This window comes from Stenotrophobium rhamnosiphilum, from assembly GCF_003052265.1.
In the GTDB taxonomy this organism is placed as follows: Bacteria; Pseudomonadota; Gammaproteobacteria; order Nevskiales; family Nevskiaceae; genus Stenotrophobium; species Stenotrophobium rhamnosiphilum.
In genome coordinates this window covers 350,691-365,894 of the sequence record NZ_QANS01000005.1, presented here as the reverse complement: position 1 = coordinate 365,894, position 15,204 = coordinate 350,691, and the positions used below count along the sequence as shown (strand labels likewise).

Sequence of the window (15,204 nt, the reverse complement as noted above, 5' to 3'; positions counted from 1 at the left end):
TCGCGCCTTGCATGGCGATTTTTGAGGGGGCAGCGCTGACGTGAAATAAGGACCAGCACGCCCTAAAGCACATAGAATATCGGCTATCGAAGGCTGAAGATTGAAAAATGTTTAACGAAGTACTCACCCCCACGCTCCGCATCCTGTTTTTCCGCGCAGGACCGCAGGATTTCCCCTATGCCATCGGCATTCGTCCGGCGCTCTTGTTGCTGGCCGCTACAGCCAATGCCTTGGTGTTTGGGCAGGTCTTGCCCCTGAGCATGGCGATAGGCATCGCTGTCGCCATGATTGGCGGCATGGCGCTGGTGGTGCGCTGGACGCTGCGCTTGCGCAATCTGACCGCTCGCTTTCAGCAGACGTTTGATTCGCTGCTTGCCACCACGCTCTTGCTGACGCTAGCTACGGTCATTCCGTTCTCGCAGATAGCACCGCAATTGCTGGAGCTGACCAAAAATCCAGAAGCGATGAAGAATGCTGAGGCGATTAAATTGCCCACGCTGCCTGTGCTGCTAATGAACCTGCTCAATTTCTGGAACTTTGCTGTTACCGCGCACATTTTCCGTCACGCGGCTAACGTGCCGATGTGGGTTGGTTTTGTGATCGGCTTTGTTGCGGCTGGCGTCATGCTGTTCATTGGCGTGGTCGGCGGCACGTTTGTAGGCGCCTTGTTTGGTGCGCCAGTGAGTTGATCGGTTTTGTTTAAATTTGTTAAACTAAATTAACTAAGCGGATAAATAATAACGATTGGAGCGCTGTGGCGGTTTCAATCGTTCAATCAGGTCAGGTCGATGTCCCAAGCTAAACCCAAGCACATTCATATTCTCGGTATCTGCGGCACCTTTATGGCTGGTATCGCAGCGATTGCGCGCGAAGCGGGCTACAAGGTCACCGGCTCAGATGCGAATGCTTGGCCACCAATGTCTACGCAGCTCGAAGCGCTTGGCATCACGCTGATGCAGGGCTATGAGCCATCGCATCTGCAGCCTGCGCCCGATGTGGTTGTGGTCGGCAACGTTGTCACGCGCGGCAATCCGGCGATGGAATACGTGCTCAATGCAGGCTTGCCTTACATCTCTGGCCCGCAATGGTTGGCTGAGAACGTACTGCAAGGTCGCCACGTGCTCGCGGTTGCCGGTACGCACGGCAAAACTACGACGACTTCCTTGCTCGCATGGTTGCTCGATTACGCAGGTTTGGAGCCCGGCTTCTTGGTCGGGGGGGTGCCGGTGAACTTTGGCGTGTCCGCACGCCTCGGCAAATCCAAATATTTTGTGATTGAAGCGGATGAGTACGACACCGCCTTCTTCGACAAGCGCAGCAAGTTCGTTCACTACCATCCGCGCACGGCGATTCTGAATAATCTGGAATTCGACCACGCCGATATTTTTCCGGATCTCGCTGCGATTGAGCGTCAGTTTCATCACCTGATTCGCACCGTCCCCGGCGAAGGTCGCTTGGTCGTGAATGGTACCGACGCCAATCTTGCACACGTGTTGCAGCAAGGTTGCTGGAGTTCGGTCGAACATTTCGATCACGTCGATGGATGGCAAGCGGAGCCACGTGAAGATGGCTTTGAGCTGTATGTGAAGGGGCGTTCCAAAGGTATCGTGCAAACGCCGATGGCGGGTGCGCACAATCGCTCCAACACCCTTGCAGCGTTTGCTGCGGCAACGCATGTCGGGGCTTCGCTCGATAAATTGATTGAAGGTCTTGCTGCGTTTCACAGCGTGAAGCGTCGCTTGGAATTGGTTGGCGAAGCGCGCGGCGTGAAGGTTTACGACGATTTCGCGCATCACCCAACAGCGATTGAAGTGACGCTTGCCGCGGTGAAAGAGCAGGGTGGTCGTGTACTTGCCGTGCTGGAGCCACGCTCCAACACGATGCGCATGGGTTCACATGCACAGGAACTTGCGCGCAGTTTGCGTGATGCTGATCGCTGCTTTGTATACGCGCGACCTGATCTCAAGTGGGACGCCAAATCTGCGCTGAAAGATGTGGGTTCACGTTTGCACGTAGAGCAGGCGCTCGAACCTTTGATCGCGGCGATTGCAGCTGAAGCGCGCGAAGGCGATCGCATTGTGGTGATGAGCAATGGCGACTTTGGTGGGATTCACCAGAAGTTGGTCGACGCACTTAAAGGCTAGCGTTCTTTACTCCCTCTCCCCGTAAACGGGGCGAGGGAGTAAAGCAATAAAAAAGCCGGGCCGCGAAATGCGGCCCGGCTTTCTCATTTGTACTGCTAAATAAATCTTAGAACTGATAACCACCGTAGATCATCAGATTGTCACGGTCACGCTGCGCATCACGCACGCCACCACCGGTGAACCAGGTGTAGCGCACTTCGCCGAATACGCGCGAGAGATAGTCGATGCGAATGCCCGACAGAATTTGTTTGCGACCGCCAACAAAGTTCTGACCAAGACCAGGGCCGACACCGCGCACGTCATGGAACAGTGCGTTGAGGAACTCGAGGTTGGCGCCGAACAGCGCGCTGTCATAACGGGTCAGCGTTACAAAGCGATAACCGTACGAGTACTTGGTGCCGAAGCCGCCGTGATCTTTCCAAGCCGTCGGGTTCTGACGCACGGTGAGATTGCCGTCGGTTTTGCTGGTGGAAGGATCGTTAGGATTGGTGCGCACATCGCGTGGGTTGATGCCGATGCTGCCATCAGCGCCGCTTGAGATGTGGCTGTCGGTACCTGCGCCGTTGAACTGCAGTTCTGACAAGTCAGGGAAATCGATGATGTGTGTGAAACCGCTTTCCAGCAGCAAGGTGATCTGGCTTGCGCCCAGCGGGTTATCGCCACCGATGGTTTTGAGCAAGCTGAGATTGAGCTGACCGATCTTCATCGGTTCATAGCCGCGGATGTACTGGCCCGCAGTGACGCAATTAGGCGCACAGCCCGGGTTGCGATATTGCGTCAAGAAATCCGGTGCGGCTGAGCGACGGCCAGGCAGCGTGGCGATGCCCAAGTTCAAATCCTGCTCAGGGAATGCAGGCTGCAGCAGTGCAAACACCAAGTCGGTGGAATGAATCTGCCCAGGCAAATTAGGGCGATAGACATATTCACCAGCCAGCGCGATGTCACCGACGGTGGTGTTGAACGAGACGCCGTACATCTTCACGTTTTCCGGATACTCGATAAACAAACGTGCGCTGTCCAAAGGTAGCGCTTCTTTGTCTAAAGGAATCTGTGGCGCGCCGTTGGCCAATGCAGCCAATGCGGAGGGAACTTCACTGAGATCGCTGAGGCAATTCACCGCGATCTGCAAAATAGTGTCGACCGGCGTCACGCCCGAGTTAGGCAGACACGTTGCGTTTGCAGCGTAGCCAGAGATGCTCGGAATGCGTGCGTGATAGTTGGCAAAGTAAAGACCAACCTCGGTGCCATTCAATCCCTCTAAGTAAAACTTGAAGGCTGCGCCGTACTGCCCACCATTCTTTGGTTCAGCGCGTCTGCTTGCAGCGTGGTCCACCAAAAGCGTGCGGCTGGATTTGGAGTTGATGATGAATGCAGGATCGTCTGGATTGCGTGCGGGTTCATAAAGTTGTTCTGGATCTTCTGGCGCCTTTGCGAAGGACAGCATGGCGTAGTCGCCGCCTGCGCCAACGATGTCTGACGTTGAGAAGTAACTGCCGACCGGATCCGGAATAACCGGTACCCACTTATATTGATAGAAGGTCTGAAAGCTGACGCCATCCACGATATCGCCCGAGAAAAGCACCATGCCTGCAGGCTGCGCCAGTTCCTTCAAGTCAAAGCCAGGCATGCGCAATGCAGCTTGGTCTGGCGGGTTGATTGAGTTGAGCGAGTTGGCGAGCAGGAAGGAGCTTTCGCCCCAGTTCAGAACCTGATTACCAACCTTGATGCTAAAAGCGCGGTCGCCGATATCAAAGTTTTTGCTAACAAAGTAATCCAGCATTTCGAAGCGCAGGCCATTGAGTCTGCGTGGTTCGCCTCGGTACGCCGTGTAGCGTGCCTGCGCGGTGGTGTCTGGATGACTTTCTTGCAAGCGTAAATAGCGCGGATCGGCATAACCCAAGGCACGCACAAAAATGTTGTAGCCGCCGACTTCTAGTGAGAAGTCAGTCGTGAGCTTGAATGTGGTTGAAACGATATCGTGCTTGTCGAAATTAAGGTTGCCGTCATCGCCGTTGGGCGAGTACGAACCGGGCTGATCGACAAAAAAAGCGTTGGCATTGGCATAGCCCGGCGCATCTTCACCTGCATTACAGGTGTGACCGGCATAGGCGGGATTCACGTTGTATGGATCGGGGCTCGTGCGTCTGGCGCAGATGCCTGGATTCAACGATGACTTGCCGACCAACTGACCATCGCGGTCTTGCATGCGCATCATGCCGCCGATGGTTAGCAGGTTGTCGATTTTGATGGTCTTGCCCGCAACGTCAACTTCAAAAGCGTTGGCAGACACAGATAGCGTTGCAAGAATAACGGCGGTGATCGTAGCGGCGCGGTTCAACTGAACACGCAGCCAGCTAGCGTTGGAATATTTCATAAGCCCCCCTGATGTAATCACATCGACCGCATCCTCCCCAGATGCGGTCGACGCCTCGATTTATTTGCTGGCTTGTTTGGCGACGTTTGCAGGATCGAAGAAGTTGACCTCGAAATTCTTTTCGCTGGTCTCCGGATCTTCGTTGTTCATCGCCTGTGCCAGATAACGGCCGGACTGCAGGTCATAAACGGTTTCCAAAACAGGGCCGCTGCCCAGGAGATCGTAAATGCCGATGAGGTGTGATTCCTGTACGCGCCACAGGGTTTGGCGTGCGTCGTAAATATCTACAGCTGCAATCTGCCAGCTGTCTTCATCAACATAGAACACGCGCTTACGATAGATGTGCGTGGTGCCTGGCTTGATGTTGGATTCCACAACCCAAACGCGGTGCAGTTCATAACGCGGTAGGTCTTGGTTGATATGACCTTTGCGAATGATGTCTTTGAACTTGTACTTGTCGGAGTGCACCACGTACGCGTTGTACGGGATGTACATCTCTTTCTTGCCGACCAATTTCCAAGTGTAGCGATCGGTTGCACCGTTAAAGGTGTCGGTCTGGTCGTTGGTACGCAGACCATCAGCGCCGGTGCCCGGATTGTCATAGCCGACGTTAGGTGCGCGACGCAGACGACGCTGACCTGGGTTGTACTGCCATGCGCGGCGTGGTTCTTTCACCTGATCCATCGTCTCGTGCACCAGCGTAATCTGGCCTGCGAGACGAGGTGGTGCAGTAACGACCTGCATGAAGTAAATGCCGACGTTATCGAGCTGCTCTGGCGTAATGCCGCGAGTGTCGTAAAGAAACTTTACTTGCTCGTGAATTTTTACCAGATTGAAATCGCCAGAAGTGGTGACCGCAGCCTGATTGTTCCAACGATCAACACCGACGCCGCGATAACGCAGCTTGTGGTTCCAGATCGGCTCGTTGCCGGTCTTGGGAATCGGGAATGGAATGCCCAACACCGCGCCATTGAGTGATTCACCGCCATTGGTGAGCTCGGCGTTCAGCGCGTTCTTGGTGGTGGCTTCGTAAACAAAATCTGGGAAGCCGACCGTACGACGCGTTGGATACACGTTCATCTTGTAGCTATCGCCAAATTTGGCGAACAGTGCTTTCTGACCTTCGGTCAACTGACCCTTATAGGTCGCAAGATTGGCCTTGGTAATCGTGAACAGTGGCTTATCTGAAGGGAACGGATCGCAATAACGAGTGCCTCTGCCTTTATAGCAAGGCGGCGCTGTTTTCAGTCCACCTTCCCATTTGGGAATCGTGCCGGCGCTATTGGCCGCACGTTCGGCACCGACAGGCGTCAACTCGCTTTTCAGCTTGTCTGCTTCGGCTTGAGAAACTTTGGCTAAAGCGGGCGTTGCAATCAGCCCAAGACTTAACAGTGCAGCGGTGGAGCCGGTAACTCCGAAAGACGCGTATCGTTTGAAAATACGCACGGCAAAGGTCGCCATCTGATTCTCCTCTGATTTTTTATGCAGACTTTATTCAGAGTAGCTGAAATGGCAAGAAATACGTAAATAAATTTGCACTAATCTTGATCTTGCCCAGAAATGGGGCGTGGCTTTCGTAGGGTGAGTAGACGAGGGCATGGATGCCTTCGATAGAGCAATGCATGGAGCAATTGCCGCGCGCAGCGAAACCCACCGCTGTGCGTGCTGCGAGATGGTGAGATTCGCTGCGCTCCACCCACCCTACGGATTAGGGCAATTGATGCGCGAGGCGCACCCTACAGCTTGAAGCTTTCGCCCAAATAAACCTTGCGAACCATTTCGTTCTTCAGCACTTCATCCGGCGTGCCTTCAGCAATCACTTTGCCTTCGGCGAGGATGTAAGCGCGTTCGCAGATGCCGAGGGTTTCGCGGACGTTGTGGTCGGTGATCAATACGCCGATGCCGCGATTGTGTAGATGTTTAACGATGCTTTGAATGTCGCCGACCGCAATCGGGTCAACGCCTGCAAAGGGTTCGTCGAGCAGGATGAAGCGTGGATTGGCGGCAAGTGCACGCGCAATTTCTACGCGACGACGTTCGCCACCCGACAGGCTTTGGCCTTCGCCATCGCGGATGTGAGCGATGTGCAAATCGTTGAGCAGGCGCTCTAGTTCAGCAGCGCGACCGGCTTTATCGAGATCAGGGCGGATCTCTAAAATTGCCATGATGTTGTCGGCCACCGAGAGCTTGCGAAACACGCTAGCTTCTTGCGGCAAATAACCCACGCCGAGCTTGGCGCGCGCGTGCATCGGCAGGGAAGTAATGTCTTGGCCATCCAACTCAATCACGCCGCCATCAGCCGGCACCAAGCCTACGATCATGTAGAACGAAGTGGTTTTGCCTGCGCCGTTAGGGCCGAGCAGGCCGACGATTTCGCCGGCTTTCACCGACAGCGAAACATCGCGCACGACAGTGCGTTTTTTATATTGCTTGACCAGATTGCGCGCGGAGAGAACGGAGCTCACGGTGTGTTTTCTGCCGGTTTTGATACAGCGGGTTTTGCGTCCGGTGTGGTGCTTTCCGGCGCTTTGATTTCTGCGGCTTTGGACTCTGCTGCTTTCTGCAGCTGCAACTTCTTGTCTGGCGGCGGCTGAATCACGATTTTGACCTGACCCGCATCGCCGCCCGTAGCCTGAATGCGACGCTCAGCGACGTTGTAGCGAATATTGCTGCCGGTGACTTCGTCTTTGCCGCGCGTCATCTTGGCGTTGCCGATGACATCGACCACGCTCGTGCGTGAATCGTAAAGCAGCGTGCTGGCGTCGGCGGTGACGGTTGGCGTTGGCTCGCCTTTTTCGGTCGGCTCGCCTGCGTGTTCCAAGTGTGCTTGATCGCCGGTGATCTTGGCGGTGTATTGGCTCTCGGGGAACTGCGTGAGTTCCAGACGATTGCCGTTCATCTTCATTTTTTCTGAGACGAGCGAAACATTGCCGGTGTAAACCATCACACCGGTTTTTGACCATTCGGCGCGATCCGCAGTGATTGTTACCGGGCCCGTGGGGCGCAGCACATCAGCGTTATTTTTCTTGGCGGGCGCGGCAAAGGCCGGTGCGAGTGCGGCAGCCAACAGCAAGGCCGCAAATGTTTTAACTGCGCGGGACATATGTAACCTTAACATCGTGCAGCAGATTTAAATTTTCTCCCGCCCAGTCAGCACGCATGCCGGTGGCGGTGGCCTGTTGCTCGCCGTAAGTCATACGCAGCGGCGCGCTGGTGTAAATTTCTTTGCGCTTGCTATCCACCCACAGTTCATCGGTGTACAGCATCATGGGCGCGCCGCCCTTGTTCGACTTGCCCGTAATCACTACCGGCTTTTTCATCAGAATGCGTTCTTGATTCGCAGGCACTTCGCCGGCAGGCGAGGTGAGCGCCCAAGCGCCTTTGTCACCGCCGAGGCCATCCATGCTCATGCGACCGATGACGGCGGATTTATTTTCGTAATAATCGATGGTCGCCGCAGTGATATGAAACTGCGTTTTGCCATCAGCACCGAGTCGCGTCCACTCCGCATCGCGCAAGGCATATTGTGGGCGTGGGCCACTTTCATCTTGAGCTTGTGGCTCGCTCGCACGGTCAAAGCTTTGCACGCCCATCCACAGCGCTACGCTGATCGCGAGTGCTACGGCAAGGAGCAGAAGCCGACGCATTAGCCCTTGCCCTGTGCTGCAAGAATCATGTCAGCTGCTTCACGAATCGCGCCGTTGCCGCCGATATTGCGGGTTTTCCAATGTGCTTTAGCGAGTGCTTTCGGGTGCGCGTCATTCACGGCAATCGCGAGGCCCACGCGTGTGAACAGCGGAATGTCAGGCGTGTCATCGCCCATATGCGCGCAGTGTTCGTCCTTGATGCCGAGCTTCTTTTGAATGGCTTCGTACGCCGGTAGTTTGTCTTCGGTGTTCAGATAAATGTGTTTGAGACCGAGATATTCAAGGCGCTTCTGCATGGCTTCTGAAGGGCGCCCAGAAATCACCGCCACTTCAATGCCCGCTTTCATCAGCAACTTGATACCGAGGCCGTCCTTAACATTCACAGCTTTGAGCTCGCTGCCATCAGCGGCGAGATACAGCTTGCAGTCCGTCATCACGCCATCGATGTCGAGAAACACGCAACGAATTTTCTTTGCACGTTTCTTAACCGCGGCAAGAGTGAGAGCCATCAGACCACTCCAGCGCGCAAAAGGTCCTGCATGTGGATGGCGCCGACGAGTTTGGCGCTGTCATCTACCACCAGCAGCACGGTGATCTTGTGCTTCTCCATCAACTGCACCGCTTGCGCGGCCAGCCAATCAGCCTTGGCGGTTTTACCGCCTGGGGTCATCACGTCGAGAATCTTGGCGGTGCGCACGTCGATGCCGGTTTCCAGCGTGCGGCGTAAATCACCGTCGGTGTAGACGCCGAGGACCTTGTCTTCTGGCGAAACGATGGCTGTCATACCCAAGCCTTTGCGCGTCATCTCCAGTAGTGCAGTGGAGAGTGTTGCGTCTGGGCTCACCTTGGGCAGGCGCTCGCCCTTGTGCATCAGGTCAGAAATTTTCAGTAGCAACTTGCGACCGAGCGAACCGCCGGGGTGCGACATCGCAAAATCTTCCGGCGTAAAGCCGCGTGCTTCGAGCAACGCAACGGCCAACGCATCGCCCATCGCCAAAGTCGCCGTGGTGCTGGCGGTAGGGGCGAGGTTGTGCGGGCAGGCTTCCTGCGCGACGGTTACGTCGAGATGTGCATCTGCAGCTTTTGCGAGCGTGGACGTTGGTTTGCCAGTGATCGCAATCAGCGGCGCGCCCATGCGTTTGATCAGCGGCAGAATCGTCAGTACTTCGTTGGTCTCGCCAGAGTTGGAGAGTGCCAACACCACATCCTGCTTGGTGATCATGCCGAGGTCGCCATGGCTGGCTTCGCCCGGGTGCACAAAGAATGACGGCGTACCCGTCGATGCGAGCGTTGCCGCAATCTTGCCGCCGATATGTCCACTCTTGCCCATGCCCGTAACCACTACGCGGCCGGTGCAAGCCAGCATGATCTGACAAGCGCGAGCAAAGTCCTCATTGATGCGCGGCAGCAAAGCGGTAAGCGCGTCGCGCTCAATCTCCAAAACCTTGCGACCCATCTGTTGCAGCGCTGCGGCATCCATGAGCAAGAGAATTCCTACAAATAAAGAGGGCGAATGATAACCGCAGGGCACTCAAATGGCGCAGCCACAGCAATGTTTTGGCGGAGATCGCTGTGATTAATTATTTATTAATGTGAACTTCTTGCGGCCGCTTGAGATTCAATCTGGTCGATCTCGTTTTGACGAGATCACTCTCTGAAATTATCAAACTGCACCGCAATCTCCAGCTCAGCCTTGCGTAGAAACGCCATTGCCAACTGAAGGTCGTCGCGCTTCTTGCCGTTCACACGGAGTTTTTCTCCGGTGATGGAGGCGTCGACCTTGATCTTGGATTCTTTGATCTTGGCGACGATCTTTTTTGCCTGCGCTTGTTCGATGCCTTGTTTGATCGTGATCTTCTGGCGTGCGCCGGCGAGATTGGTTTCTACATCGCCTGCTTCAATTGCGCGCAGATCGATGCCGCGTCCGGCGAGGCGCTTGTGCAGCATTTCCGTCATCTGATCGAGATGGGACTCGGTCGGCGCGGTCATGGCGACGACAAATCCTTCCAAGGTGAAGCTGGCGCCGGTACCGCGCAGGTCGTAGCGATTTTCCAAGTCACGCTTGGCTTGGTCGATCGCGTTGGTCATTTCGTGTTTGTCGACTTCGGAAATGATATCGAATGAGGGCATGGCGATTTGTCGGTAAGGGTTGATCGGGCGTCAGTATATTGGGCCTGCGATGAACCTATGCTGGATCTGTGCCTTTTATTGCCTCATAAGCCGCCAACGCCCGCACGCGGGAGTCGGCCAGATCAACGATGGGTTTGGGATAGCCGGTGCCTGCGAGCAGCGCCGGTTTTTCCCATGGAGCGTGCAGATCCTTATCGGGCAGAGCGGCAAGTTCCGGCACCCAGCGGCGCAAGTAAATGCCATGCGGATCGAACTTGGCGCTCTGAAGTACGGGGTTAAAGATTCGGTAGTAAGGCGCGGCATCGGCACCGCAACCGGCGACCCACTGCCAGCCGAGGGTGTTGTTGGCCAGGCTCGCATCGACCAGCGTGTCCCAAAACCAGTGCGCGCCGTCTTGCCAGGGAATCAGCAGATTCTTGGTCAGCAGGCTGGCGACGATCATGCGAACGCGGTTGTGCATATAGCCGGTAGTCCACAGCTGGCGCATACCGGCGTCGACAATCGGGATGCCAGTTTGGCCGCGCTGCCAGGCTTCCAAATCATTAATCGATTCGCCGCGCTTGCGCCACGGAAAGCGGCCGAACTTGCTGGCGTACATCGGCTCGTCTGGCGTCTTCGGATAGTGAAACAGCAGGTGATGCGCAAACTCACGCCAGCCGATTTCACGGGCGAAATGTTCGCTGCCTGCGAGCATGCCGGGCGCGTCATCGCTGGCGGCCTGTGCTTGCGCGCGGGCGATGATCTGGCGTGGACTGATTTCGCCGAAGTGCAGATGGGGCGAGAGTGAGGAGGTGGCGTCGAGGGACGGAATATCGCGCGCCTCTTTGTAGTCGGGCATGCGCTCTTCGCAGAACTCATTCAGTGCGATAAATGCACCTGCTTCGCCGGGTTGCCAGCGTGGGGTGAAGCCGCCCGCCCAAGGAATTTTGGGCAGCAGGTTGAGAGCATCTAGAGGCAGACTTTTCGGCAACTTTTTGGGCGCGCTGATGTGTTCCGGCGCCGCCAGTGGCACGGGCGAATGCAGTCGGGCCGAAGCGTTGCGCCAAAACGGAGTGAACACGCGATAAGGCTCGCCGCTCAGGGTTTTCAGCGTCCAGGGTTCAAACAGCAGGGCGCTGTTGAAGCTCTCAGCCTCAATCTCGTCACTGCGTAGCGCTTCTTTCACGCGCGTGTCGCGGGCGATGGCGGTGGGTTCGTACAGTCGGCTCCAGTAGACGGCGCTGGCGTCGGTTTCTTTGATCAACGCACGCAGGCTGGTGAGGCTGTCGCCTTCCCGAATGATGAGTGGCGCGCCGATGGCTTTGAGCGAATCGCCCAAAGCCTTGAGGCTGTGATGCAGCCACCAGCGACTGGCGGCGCCCGGTGACCAAGGGGCGTCCTCGTCCGGCGCATGAATGTAGACAGGCAGCACCCGTTCATGGCGCTCGCAAGCGGCGATAAGGGCGGGGTGGTCGGTGAGGCGCAGGTCGCGGCGCAGCCAGAGGAGGGCGGTAGTCATTGGGCAAGCATAAGGGGTTGTTGGACGGGAATACGCAGAAACTATGTTTGTCGATGCAGGCTCTTATAGAGCGGTCACGCGTATAATTCCGCCCCAATGACCGCCGCCCTCACAATCTCCGGCGTCCGCAAGACCTACGGCAAGCTCGAAGCACTCAAAGGCGTTGAATTTCAGATTCAGCGCGGCGAGTTTTTCGGCCTGCTCGGCCCCAACGGCGCGGGTAAATCGACACTCATCAACATCATCGCTGGCTTGGTGCAGGCGAGTGCGGGCAATATTTCTGTGCTCGGGCATGACACCGTCAGTGATTTCCGTACCGCGCGTCGCCTGCTCGGCATCGTGCCGCAGGAGTTGGTTTTCGATCCTTTCTTCAACGTCACCGACATGCTGCGCATTCAGGCCGGCTACTACGGCTGCGGCGAAGAAGTATGGCCGTGGATTGACGAAATGTTGCAGCGTCTCGATCTTTGGGAAAAACGCAAAGTCTCGATGCGCGCACTCTCTGGCGGCATGAAGCGCCGCGTGCTGATTGCGCAAGCGCTGGTGCACAAACCGCCCGTCGTCATTCTCGATGAACCGACCGCAGGCGTAGACGTTGAACTGCGCCGCACGCTGTGGACTTTCATGCGCGATCTACATAGCAAGGGCACCACCGTTGTGCTGACCACGCACTATCTCGAAGAAGCACAAGAGATGTGCGAGCGCATCGCGATCATCGACAAAGGCGAGATCAAAGCACTGGAGACGACTCAGCAATTACTGGCTCGTCATCCGTTCCGTTTCCTGCGCCTGAAGCTTGCAGAAGGCGCGGTGCTTCCGGTTGAGTTGCAGCCACTGGTTGCTGCCAACATCAATGGCAGTCTCGAACTGAAATTGGAAACTTCCAAGAACAGCTTTAGCTCCGTGTTTGCCTTGCTGCGCCGTGATGGCGTGGCGATTGAAGACGTGCAAACGCGCGATCCAGATTTGGAAGACATCTTTGTAGAACTCACCGGTCGCAAGGGTGAGGTGGCGGCATGACCCCTAATCAACGCGGCTTCTACACGCTGCTGAAAAAAGAAGTGATGCGCTTCTGGGCTGTGCTTGGCCAGACCGTCACTGCACCTGTCATCACCGCGCTGCTCTATCTCTTGGTATTTGCACAAGCCATGAAAGGCCGCGCCGAAATTTATCCGGGCGTGAGCTACACCGAATTCTTGGTGCCGGGCTTGGTGATGATGACGGTGATTCAAAACGCCTTCGCCAATACTTCATCGTCGCTGATTCAATCCAAGGTCATGGGCAATCTCGTGTTCCTGCAGATGGCGCCGCTTGGCCCTTGGGAATGGTTCTTCGCTTACATTCTCGCTGCGCTGGTGCGCACCTTGATTGTTGCGAGTGCGATGCTCGTTGTCGTATTGCCCTTCGTGCATCTGCCGATCCATCAGCCACTCGCGCTGATCGCGATTTTTGTGCTGACCAGTGGCAGTCTCGCGGTGCTGGGTTTGATCGCAGGCATCGTTGCGCAAAAGTTTGATCACATCGCAGCGTTCACCAACTTCCTGATTACGCCGATGTCGTTCTTGTCTGGCGTGTTTTACTCAGTGCATGCGCTGCCGCCATTCTGGTACAAGGCTTCACACTTTAACCCGTTCTTCTACATGATCGACGGCTTCCGCTTTGGTTTCTTCGGCGTGTCCGATGTTTCCATTTGGCATAGCCTGATGTGGACTGCGGGATTTTTTGCCGTGATGACAGCCATCTGCTTGTGGATGCTGATCACCGGCTACAAGATGAAAAAATAAGACATGAACAAAGACGACATTAAGAAACTGATCGAAGCCGGCCTGCCGAATGCAACCGTGACGGTTCATGGCGATGATGGCCAGCACTTTGAAGCCGAAGTGATCTGCCCGGATTTTGCTGGCAAGCTGCCGCTGGCACAGCACCGTATGGTTTATGCCGCGTTGGGTGACAAGATGGGTCGTGATATTCATGCGCTGGCGTTGAAAACCCGCGCGGCTTAAAAGCCTGAAAAATTGCACTGAATCTGCACAACTTTGCTGAGCTAAAGATTTAATCTTTGCCACATCGCCGGTCACTGTTCCGGCATTGCCACACCGACTTCCGCTCTGCGGAAATCATGGATAGAGAATCATGGATAAATTCGTCGTAGCAGAAAGCGGCCCTCTCAAAGGCGAAGTCGCAGCCAGCGGAGCCAAGAATGCGGCGCTGCCGATTCTCTGTGCAGGTCTGCTTTCCAACGAACCGCTACACGTCACCAACGTGCCCAAGCTTTGGGACATCGGCACCACCAAGAAACTGCTCACGCAGATGGGTGTGGATGTGCAGCAACCGGGCTCGCACGAAATCACCATCAACGCCAAGAGCATCACGACGTGTATTGCGCCGTACGAACTCGTACGCACGATGCGTGCGTCGATCCTCGTGCTCGGTCCGCTGCTCGCTGCACGCGGTGAAGCGCATGTGTCATTGCCTGGCGGTTGCGCCATTGGCGCGCGCCCGGTGAACCTGCACTTGATGGGTCTGGAAGCGATGGGCGCCGAGATCAAACTCGAAGGCGGCTTCATCCACGCTAAATGCAACCGCCTCAAAGGCGCGCACATCATGTTCGATACCGTGACGGTCACCGGCACTGAGAACTTGATGATGGCGGCTGTGCTTGCTGACGGCGAAACCGTTCTGGAAAACGCTGCACGCGAACCAGAAGTGGTTGATCTTGCCAACTGCCTGCGCGCCATGGGCGCCAATATTGTTGGCGATGGCACCACCACCATTCGCATCCAAGGCGTGAAGGCGCTGCACGAAGCCACGCATTCCGTGCTGCCAGATCGTATTGAAACCGGCACCTTCCTCGTCGCTGCAGCCGCAACGCGTGGTTGCGTGCGCGTGACCAAGACTGATCCTGCGCTGCTCGATGCTGTGCTGGTGAAACTGCAGCAAGCGGGGGCTGTTGTGCGCACCGGCACCGACTTTATTGAAGTCGACATGCAAGGCCGCCGTCCTAAAGCCGTCAACATTCACACCATGCCGCATCCGGGTTTCCCAACGGACATGCAGGCGCAGTTCATGGCAATGAATTGCTTGGCTGAAGGCGTGGGTACGATTCGCGAAACTATTTTTGAAAACCGCTTCATGCATGCGCAAGAACTGCTGCGTCTGGGCGCGGACATTCGCATCGAAGGCAATCTCGCTATCGTCGCTGGCAAAGAGCGCCTGATGGCCGCGCCAATCATGTCGACCGATTTGCGCGCTTCGGCGTCGCTGGTTATTGCCGCGCTGTGCGCAGAAGGCCAAACCATCATCGACCGCATCTATCACATGGACCGCGGCTACGAAGATATCGAAGGCAAATTCACCGCTCTCGGTGCGCGCATGAAGCGTGTTACCAATCTGATGTAGGCAACGGTT

The 15,204-nt window shown here is 56.0% G+C and carries 15 protein-coding genes; 6 read left to right on the top strand and 9 right to left on the bottom strand.

Annotated features, from left to right (window positions below):
• Positions 1-107 precede the first annotated feature (107 nt).
• Positions 108-689: a hypothetical protein gene (locus CJD38_RS14640; protein WP_107941093.1), complete on the top strand. Its 582-nt coding sequence runs from the start codon at positions 108-110 to the stop codon at positions 687-689.
• A gap of 99 nt (positions 690-788) precedes the next feature.
• Positions 789-2,144, top strand: coding sequence for a UDP-N-acetylmuramate:L-alanyl-gamma-D-glutamyl-meso-diaminopimelate ligase (gene mpl, locus CJD38_RS14635; protein ID WP_107941092.1), 1,356 nt, complete (start codon positions 789-791; stop codon positions 2,142-2,144).
• Positions 2,145-2,250: 106 nt separating this feature from the next.
• On the opposite strand, the gene CJD38_RS14630 is transcribed toward mpl, so the two are convergent.
• From CJD38_RS14630 to CJD38_RS14585, 9 genes are all read right to left on the bottom strand, one after another.
• The gene (locus CJD38_RS14630; RefSeq protein ID WP_107941091.1) at positions 2,251-4,518 is read right to left on the bottom strand and encodes a DUF1302 domain-containing protein; all 2,268 of its coding nucleotides are present in this window, start codon (positions 4,516-4,518) and stop codon (positions 2,251-2,253) included.
• A gap of 60 nt (positions 4,519-4,578) precedes the next feature.
• A complete protein-coding gene (locus CJD38_RS14625; protein WP_107941090.1) occupies positions 4,579-5,979 on the bottom strand; it encodes a DUF1329 domain-containing protein in 1,401 nt (466 codons plus the stop codon).
• A gap of 275 nt (positions 5,980-6,254) precedes the next feature.
• On the bottom strand, positions 6,255-6,983 hold the full coding sequence (gene lptB / locus CJD38_RS14615; protein WP_107941088.1) for an LPS export ABC transporter ATP-binding protein: 729 nt from the start codon (positions 6,981-6,983) through the stop codon (positions 6,255-6,257).
• Positions 6,980-7,621, bottom strand: a complete 642-nt coding sequence (gene lptA, locus CJD38_RS14610) for a lipopolysaccharide transport periplasmic protein LptA (protein ID WP_161554253.1) — start codon at positions 7,619-7,621, stop codon at positions 6,980-6,982. Before lptA ends, lptB begins: the two co-directional genes overlap by 4 nt.
• Positions 7,605-8,165, bottom strand: a complete 561-nt coding sequence (gene lptC / locus CJD38_RS14605; RefSeq protein WP_107941086.1) for an LPS export ABC transporter periplasmic protein LptC — start codon at positions 8,163-8,165, stop codon at positions 7,605-7,607. The genes lptA and lptC overlap by 17 nt, the downstream gene beginning before the upstream one ends.
• Entirely contained in the window at positions 8,165-8,674 is a 510-nt protein-coding gene (locus CJD38_RS14600; protein WP_107941085.1) for a KdsC family phosphatase, read from the bottom strand. The genes lptC and CJD38_RS14600 overlap by 1 nt, the downstream gene beginning before the upstream one ends.
• Positions 8,674-9,645, bottom strand: a complete 972-nt coding sequence (locus tag CJD38_RS14595) for a KpsF/GutQ family sugar-phosphate isomerase (protein ID WP_107941084.1) — start codon at positions 9,643-9,645, stop codon at positions 8,674-8,676. The genes CJD38_RS14600 and CJD38_RS14595 overlap by 1 nt, the downstream gene beginning before the upstream one ends.
• Positions 9,646-9,812: 167 nt before the next feature.
• On the bottom strand, positions 9,813-10,295 hold the full coding sequence (locus tag CJD38_RS14590; protein WP_107941083.1) for a YajQ family cyclic di-GMP-binding protein: 483 nt from the start codon (positions 10,293-10,295) through the stop codon (positions 9,813-9,815).
• A 55-nt stretch (positions 10,296-10,350) separates the two neighbouring features.
• Positions 10,351-11,793, bottom strand: coding sequence for a cryptochrome/photolyase family protein (locus tag CJD38_RS14585; protein ID WP_107941082.1), 1,443 nt, complete (start codon positions 11,791-11,793; stop codon positions 10,351-10,353).
• Between the two features lie 96 nt (positions 11,794-11,889).
• On the opposite strand from CJD38_RS14585, the gene CJD38_RS14580 reads away from it, so the two are divergent.
• From CJD38_RS14580 to murA, 4 genes are all read left to right on the top strand, one after another.
• Positions 11,890-12,813: an ABC transporter ATP-binding protein gene (locus CJD38_RS14580; RefSeq protein ID WP_107941081.1), complete on the top strand. Its 924-nt coding sequence runs from the start codon at positions 11,890-11,892 to the stop codon at positions 12,811-12,813.
• Entirely contained in the window at positions 12,810-13,577 is a 768-nt protein-coding gene (locus tag CJD38_RS14575; protein ID WP_206363016.1) for an ABC transporter permease, read from the top strand. The genes CJD38_RS14580 and CJD38_RS14575 overlap by 4 nt, the downstream gene beginning before the upstream one ends.
• A gap of 3 nt (positions 13,578-13,580) precedes the next feature.
• On the top strand, positions 13,581-13,799 hold the full coding sequence (locus CJD38_RS18585) for a BolA family protein (protein WP_206363015.1): 219 nt from the start codon (positions 13,581-13,583) through the stop codon (positions 13,797-13,799).
• 130 nt (positions 13,800-13,929) lie between these two features.
• The gene (gene murA / locus CJD38_RS14570) at positions 13,930-15,195 is read left to right on the top strand and encodes a UDP-N-acetylglucosamine 1-carboxyvinyltransferase (protein WP_107941080.1); all 1,266 of its coding nucleotides are present in this window, start codon (positions 13,930-13,932) and stop codon (positions 15,193-15,195) included.
• Positions 15,196-15,204: the final 9 nt, after the last annotated feature.

What these genes read in the sequence shown, in the direction of transcription:
- CJD38_RS14585 (WP_107941082.1), bottom strand. Translation starts at nt 11,793, where the DNA reads ATGACTACCGCCCTCCTCTGGCTGCGCCGCGACCTGCGCCTCACCGAC.
- CJD38_RS14630 (WP_107941091.1), bottom strand. Translation starts at nt 4,518, where the DNA reads ATGAAATATTCCAACGCTAGCTGGCTGCGTGTTCAGTTGAACCGCGCC.
- CJD38_RS14595 (WP_107941084.1), bottom strand. Translation starts at nt 9,645, where the DNA reads ATGGATGCCGCAGCGCTGCAACAGATGGGTCGCAAGGTTTTGGAGATT.
- lptC (WP_107941086.1), bottom strand. Translation starts at nt 8,165, where the DNA reads ATGCGTCGGCTTCTGCTCCTTGCCGTAGCACTCGCGATCAGCGTAGCG.
- lptA (WP_161554253.1), bottom strand. Translation starts at nt 7,621, where the DNA reads ATGTCCCGCGCAGTTAAAACATTTGCGGCCTTGCTGTTGGCTGCCGCA.
- CJD38_RS14600 (WP_107941085.1), bottom strand. Translation starts at nt 8,674, where the DNA reads ATGGCTCTCACTCTTGCCGCGGTTAAGAAACGTGCAAAGAAAATTCGT.
- CJD38_RS14640 (WP_107941093.1), top strand. Translation starts at nt 108, where the DNA reads ATGTTTAACGAAGTACTCACCCCCACGCTCCGCATCCTGTTTTTCCGC.
- CJD38_RS14580 (WP_107941081.1), top strand. Translation starts at nt 11,890, where the DNA reads ATGACCGCCGCCCTCACAATCTCCGGCGTCCGCAAGACCTACGGCAAG.
- CJD38_RS14625 (WP_107941090.1), bottom strand. Translation starts at nt 5,979, where the DNA reads ATGGCGACCTTTGCCGTGCGTATTTTCAAACGATACGCGTCTTTCGGA.
- murA (WP_107941080.1), top strand. Translation starts at nt 13,930, where the DNA reads ATGGATAAATTCGTCGTAGCAGAAAGCGGCCCTCTCAAAGGCGAAGTC.
- CJD38_RS14590 (WP_107941083.1), bottom strand. Translation starts at nt 10,295, where the DNA reads ATGCCCTCATTCGATATCATTTCCGAAGTCGACAAACACGAAATGACC.
- CJD38_RS18585 (WP_206363015.1), top strand. Translation starts at nt 13,581, where the DNA reads ATGAACAAAGACGACATTAAGAAACTGATCGAAGCCGGCCTGCCGAAT.
- CJD38_RS14575 (WP_206363016.1), top strand. Translation starts at nt 12,810, where the DNA reads ATGACCCCTAATCAACGCGGCTTCTACACGCTGCTGAAAAAAGAAGTG.
- mpl (WP_107941092.1), top strand. Translation starts at nt 789, where the DNA reads ATGTCCCAAGCTAAACCCAAGCACATTCATATTCTCGGTATCTGCGGC.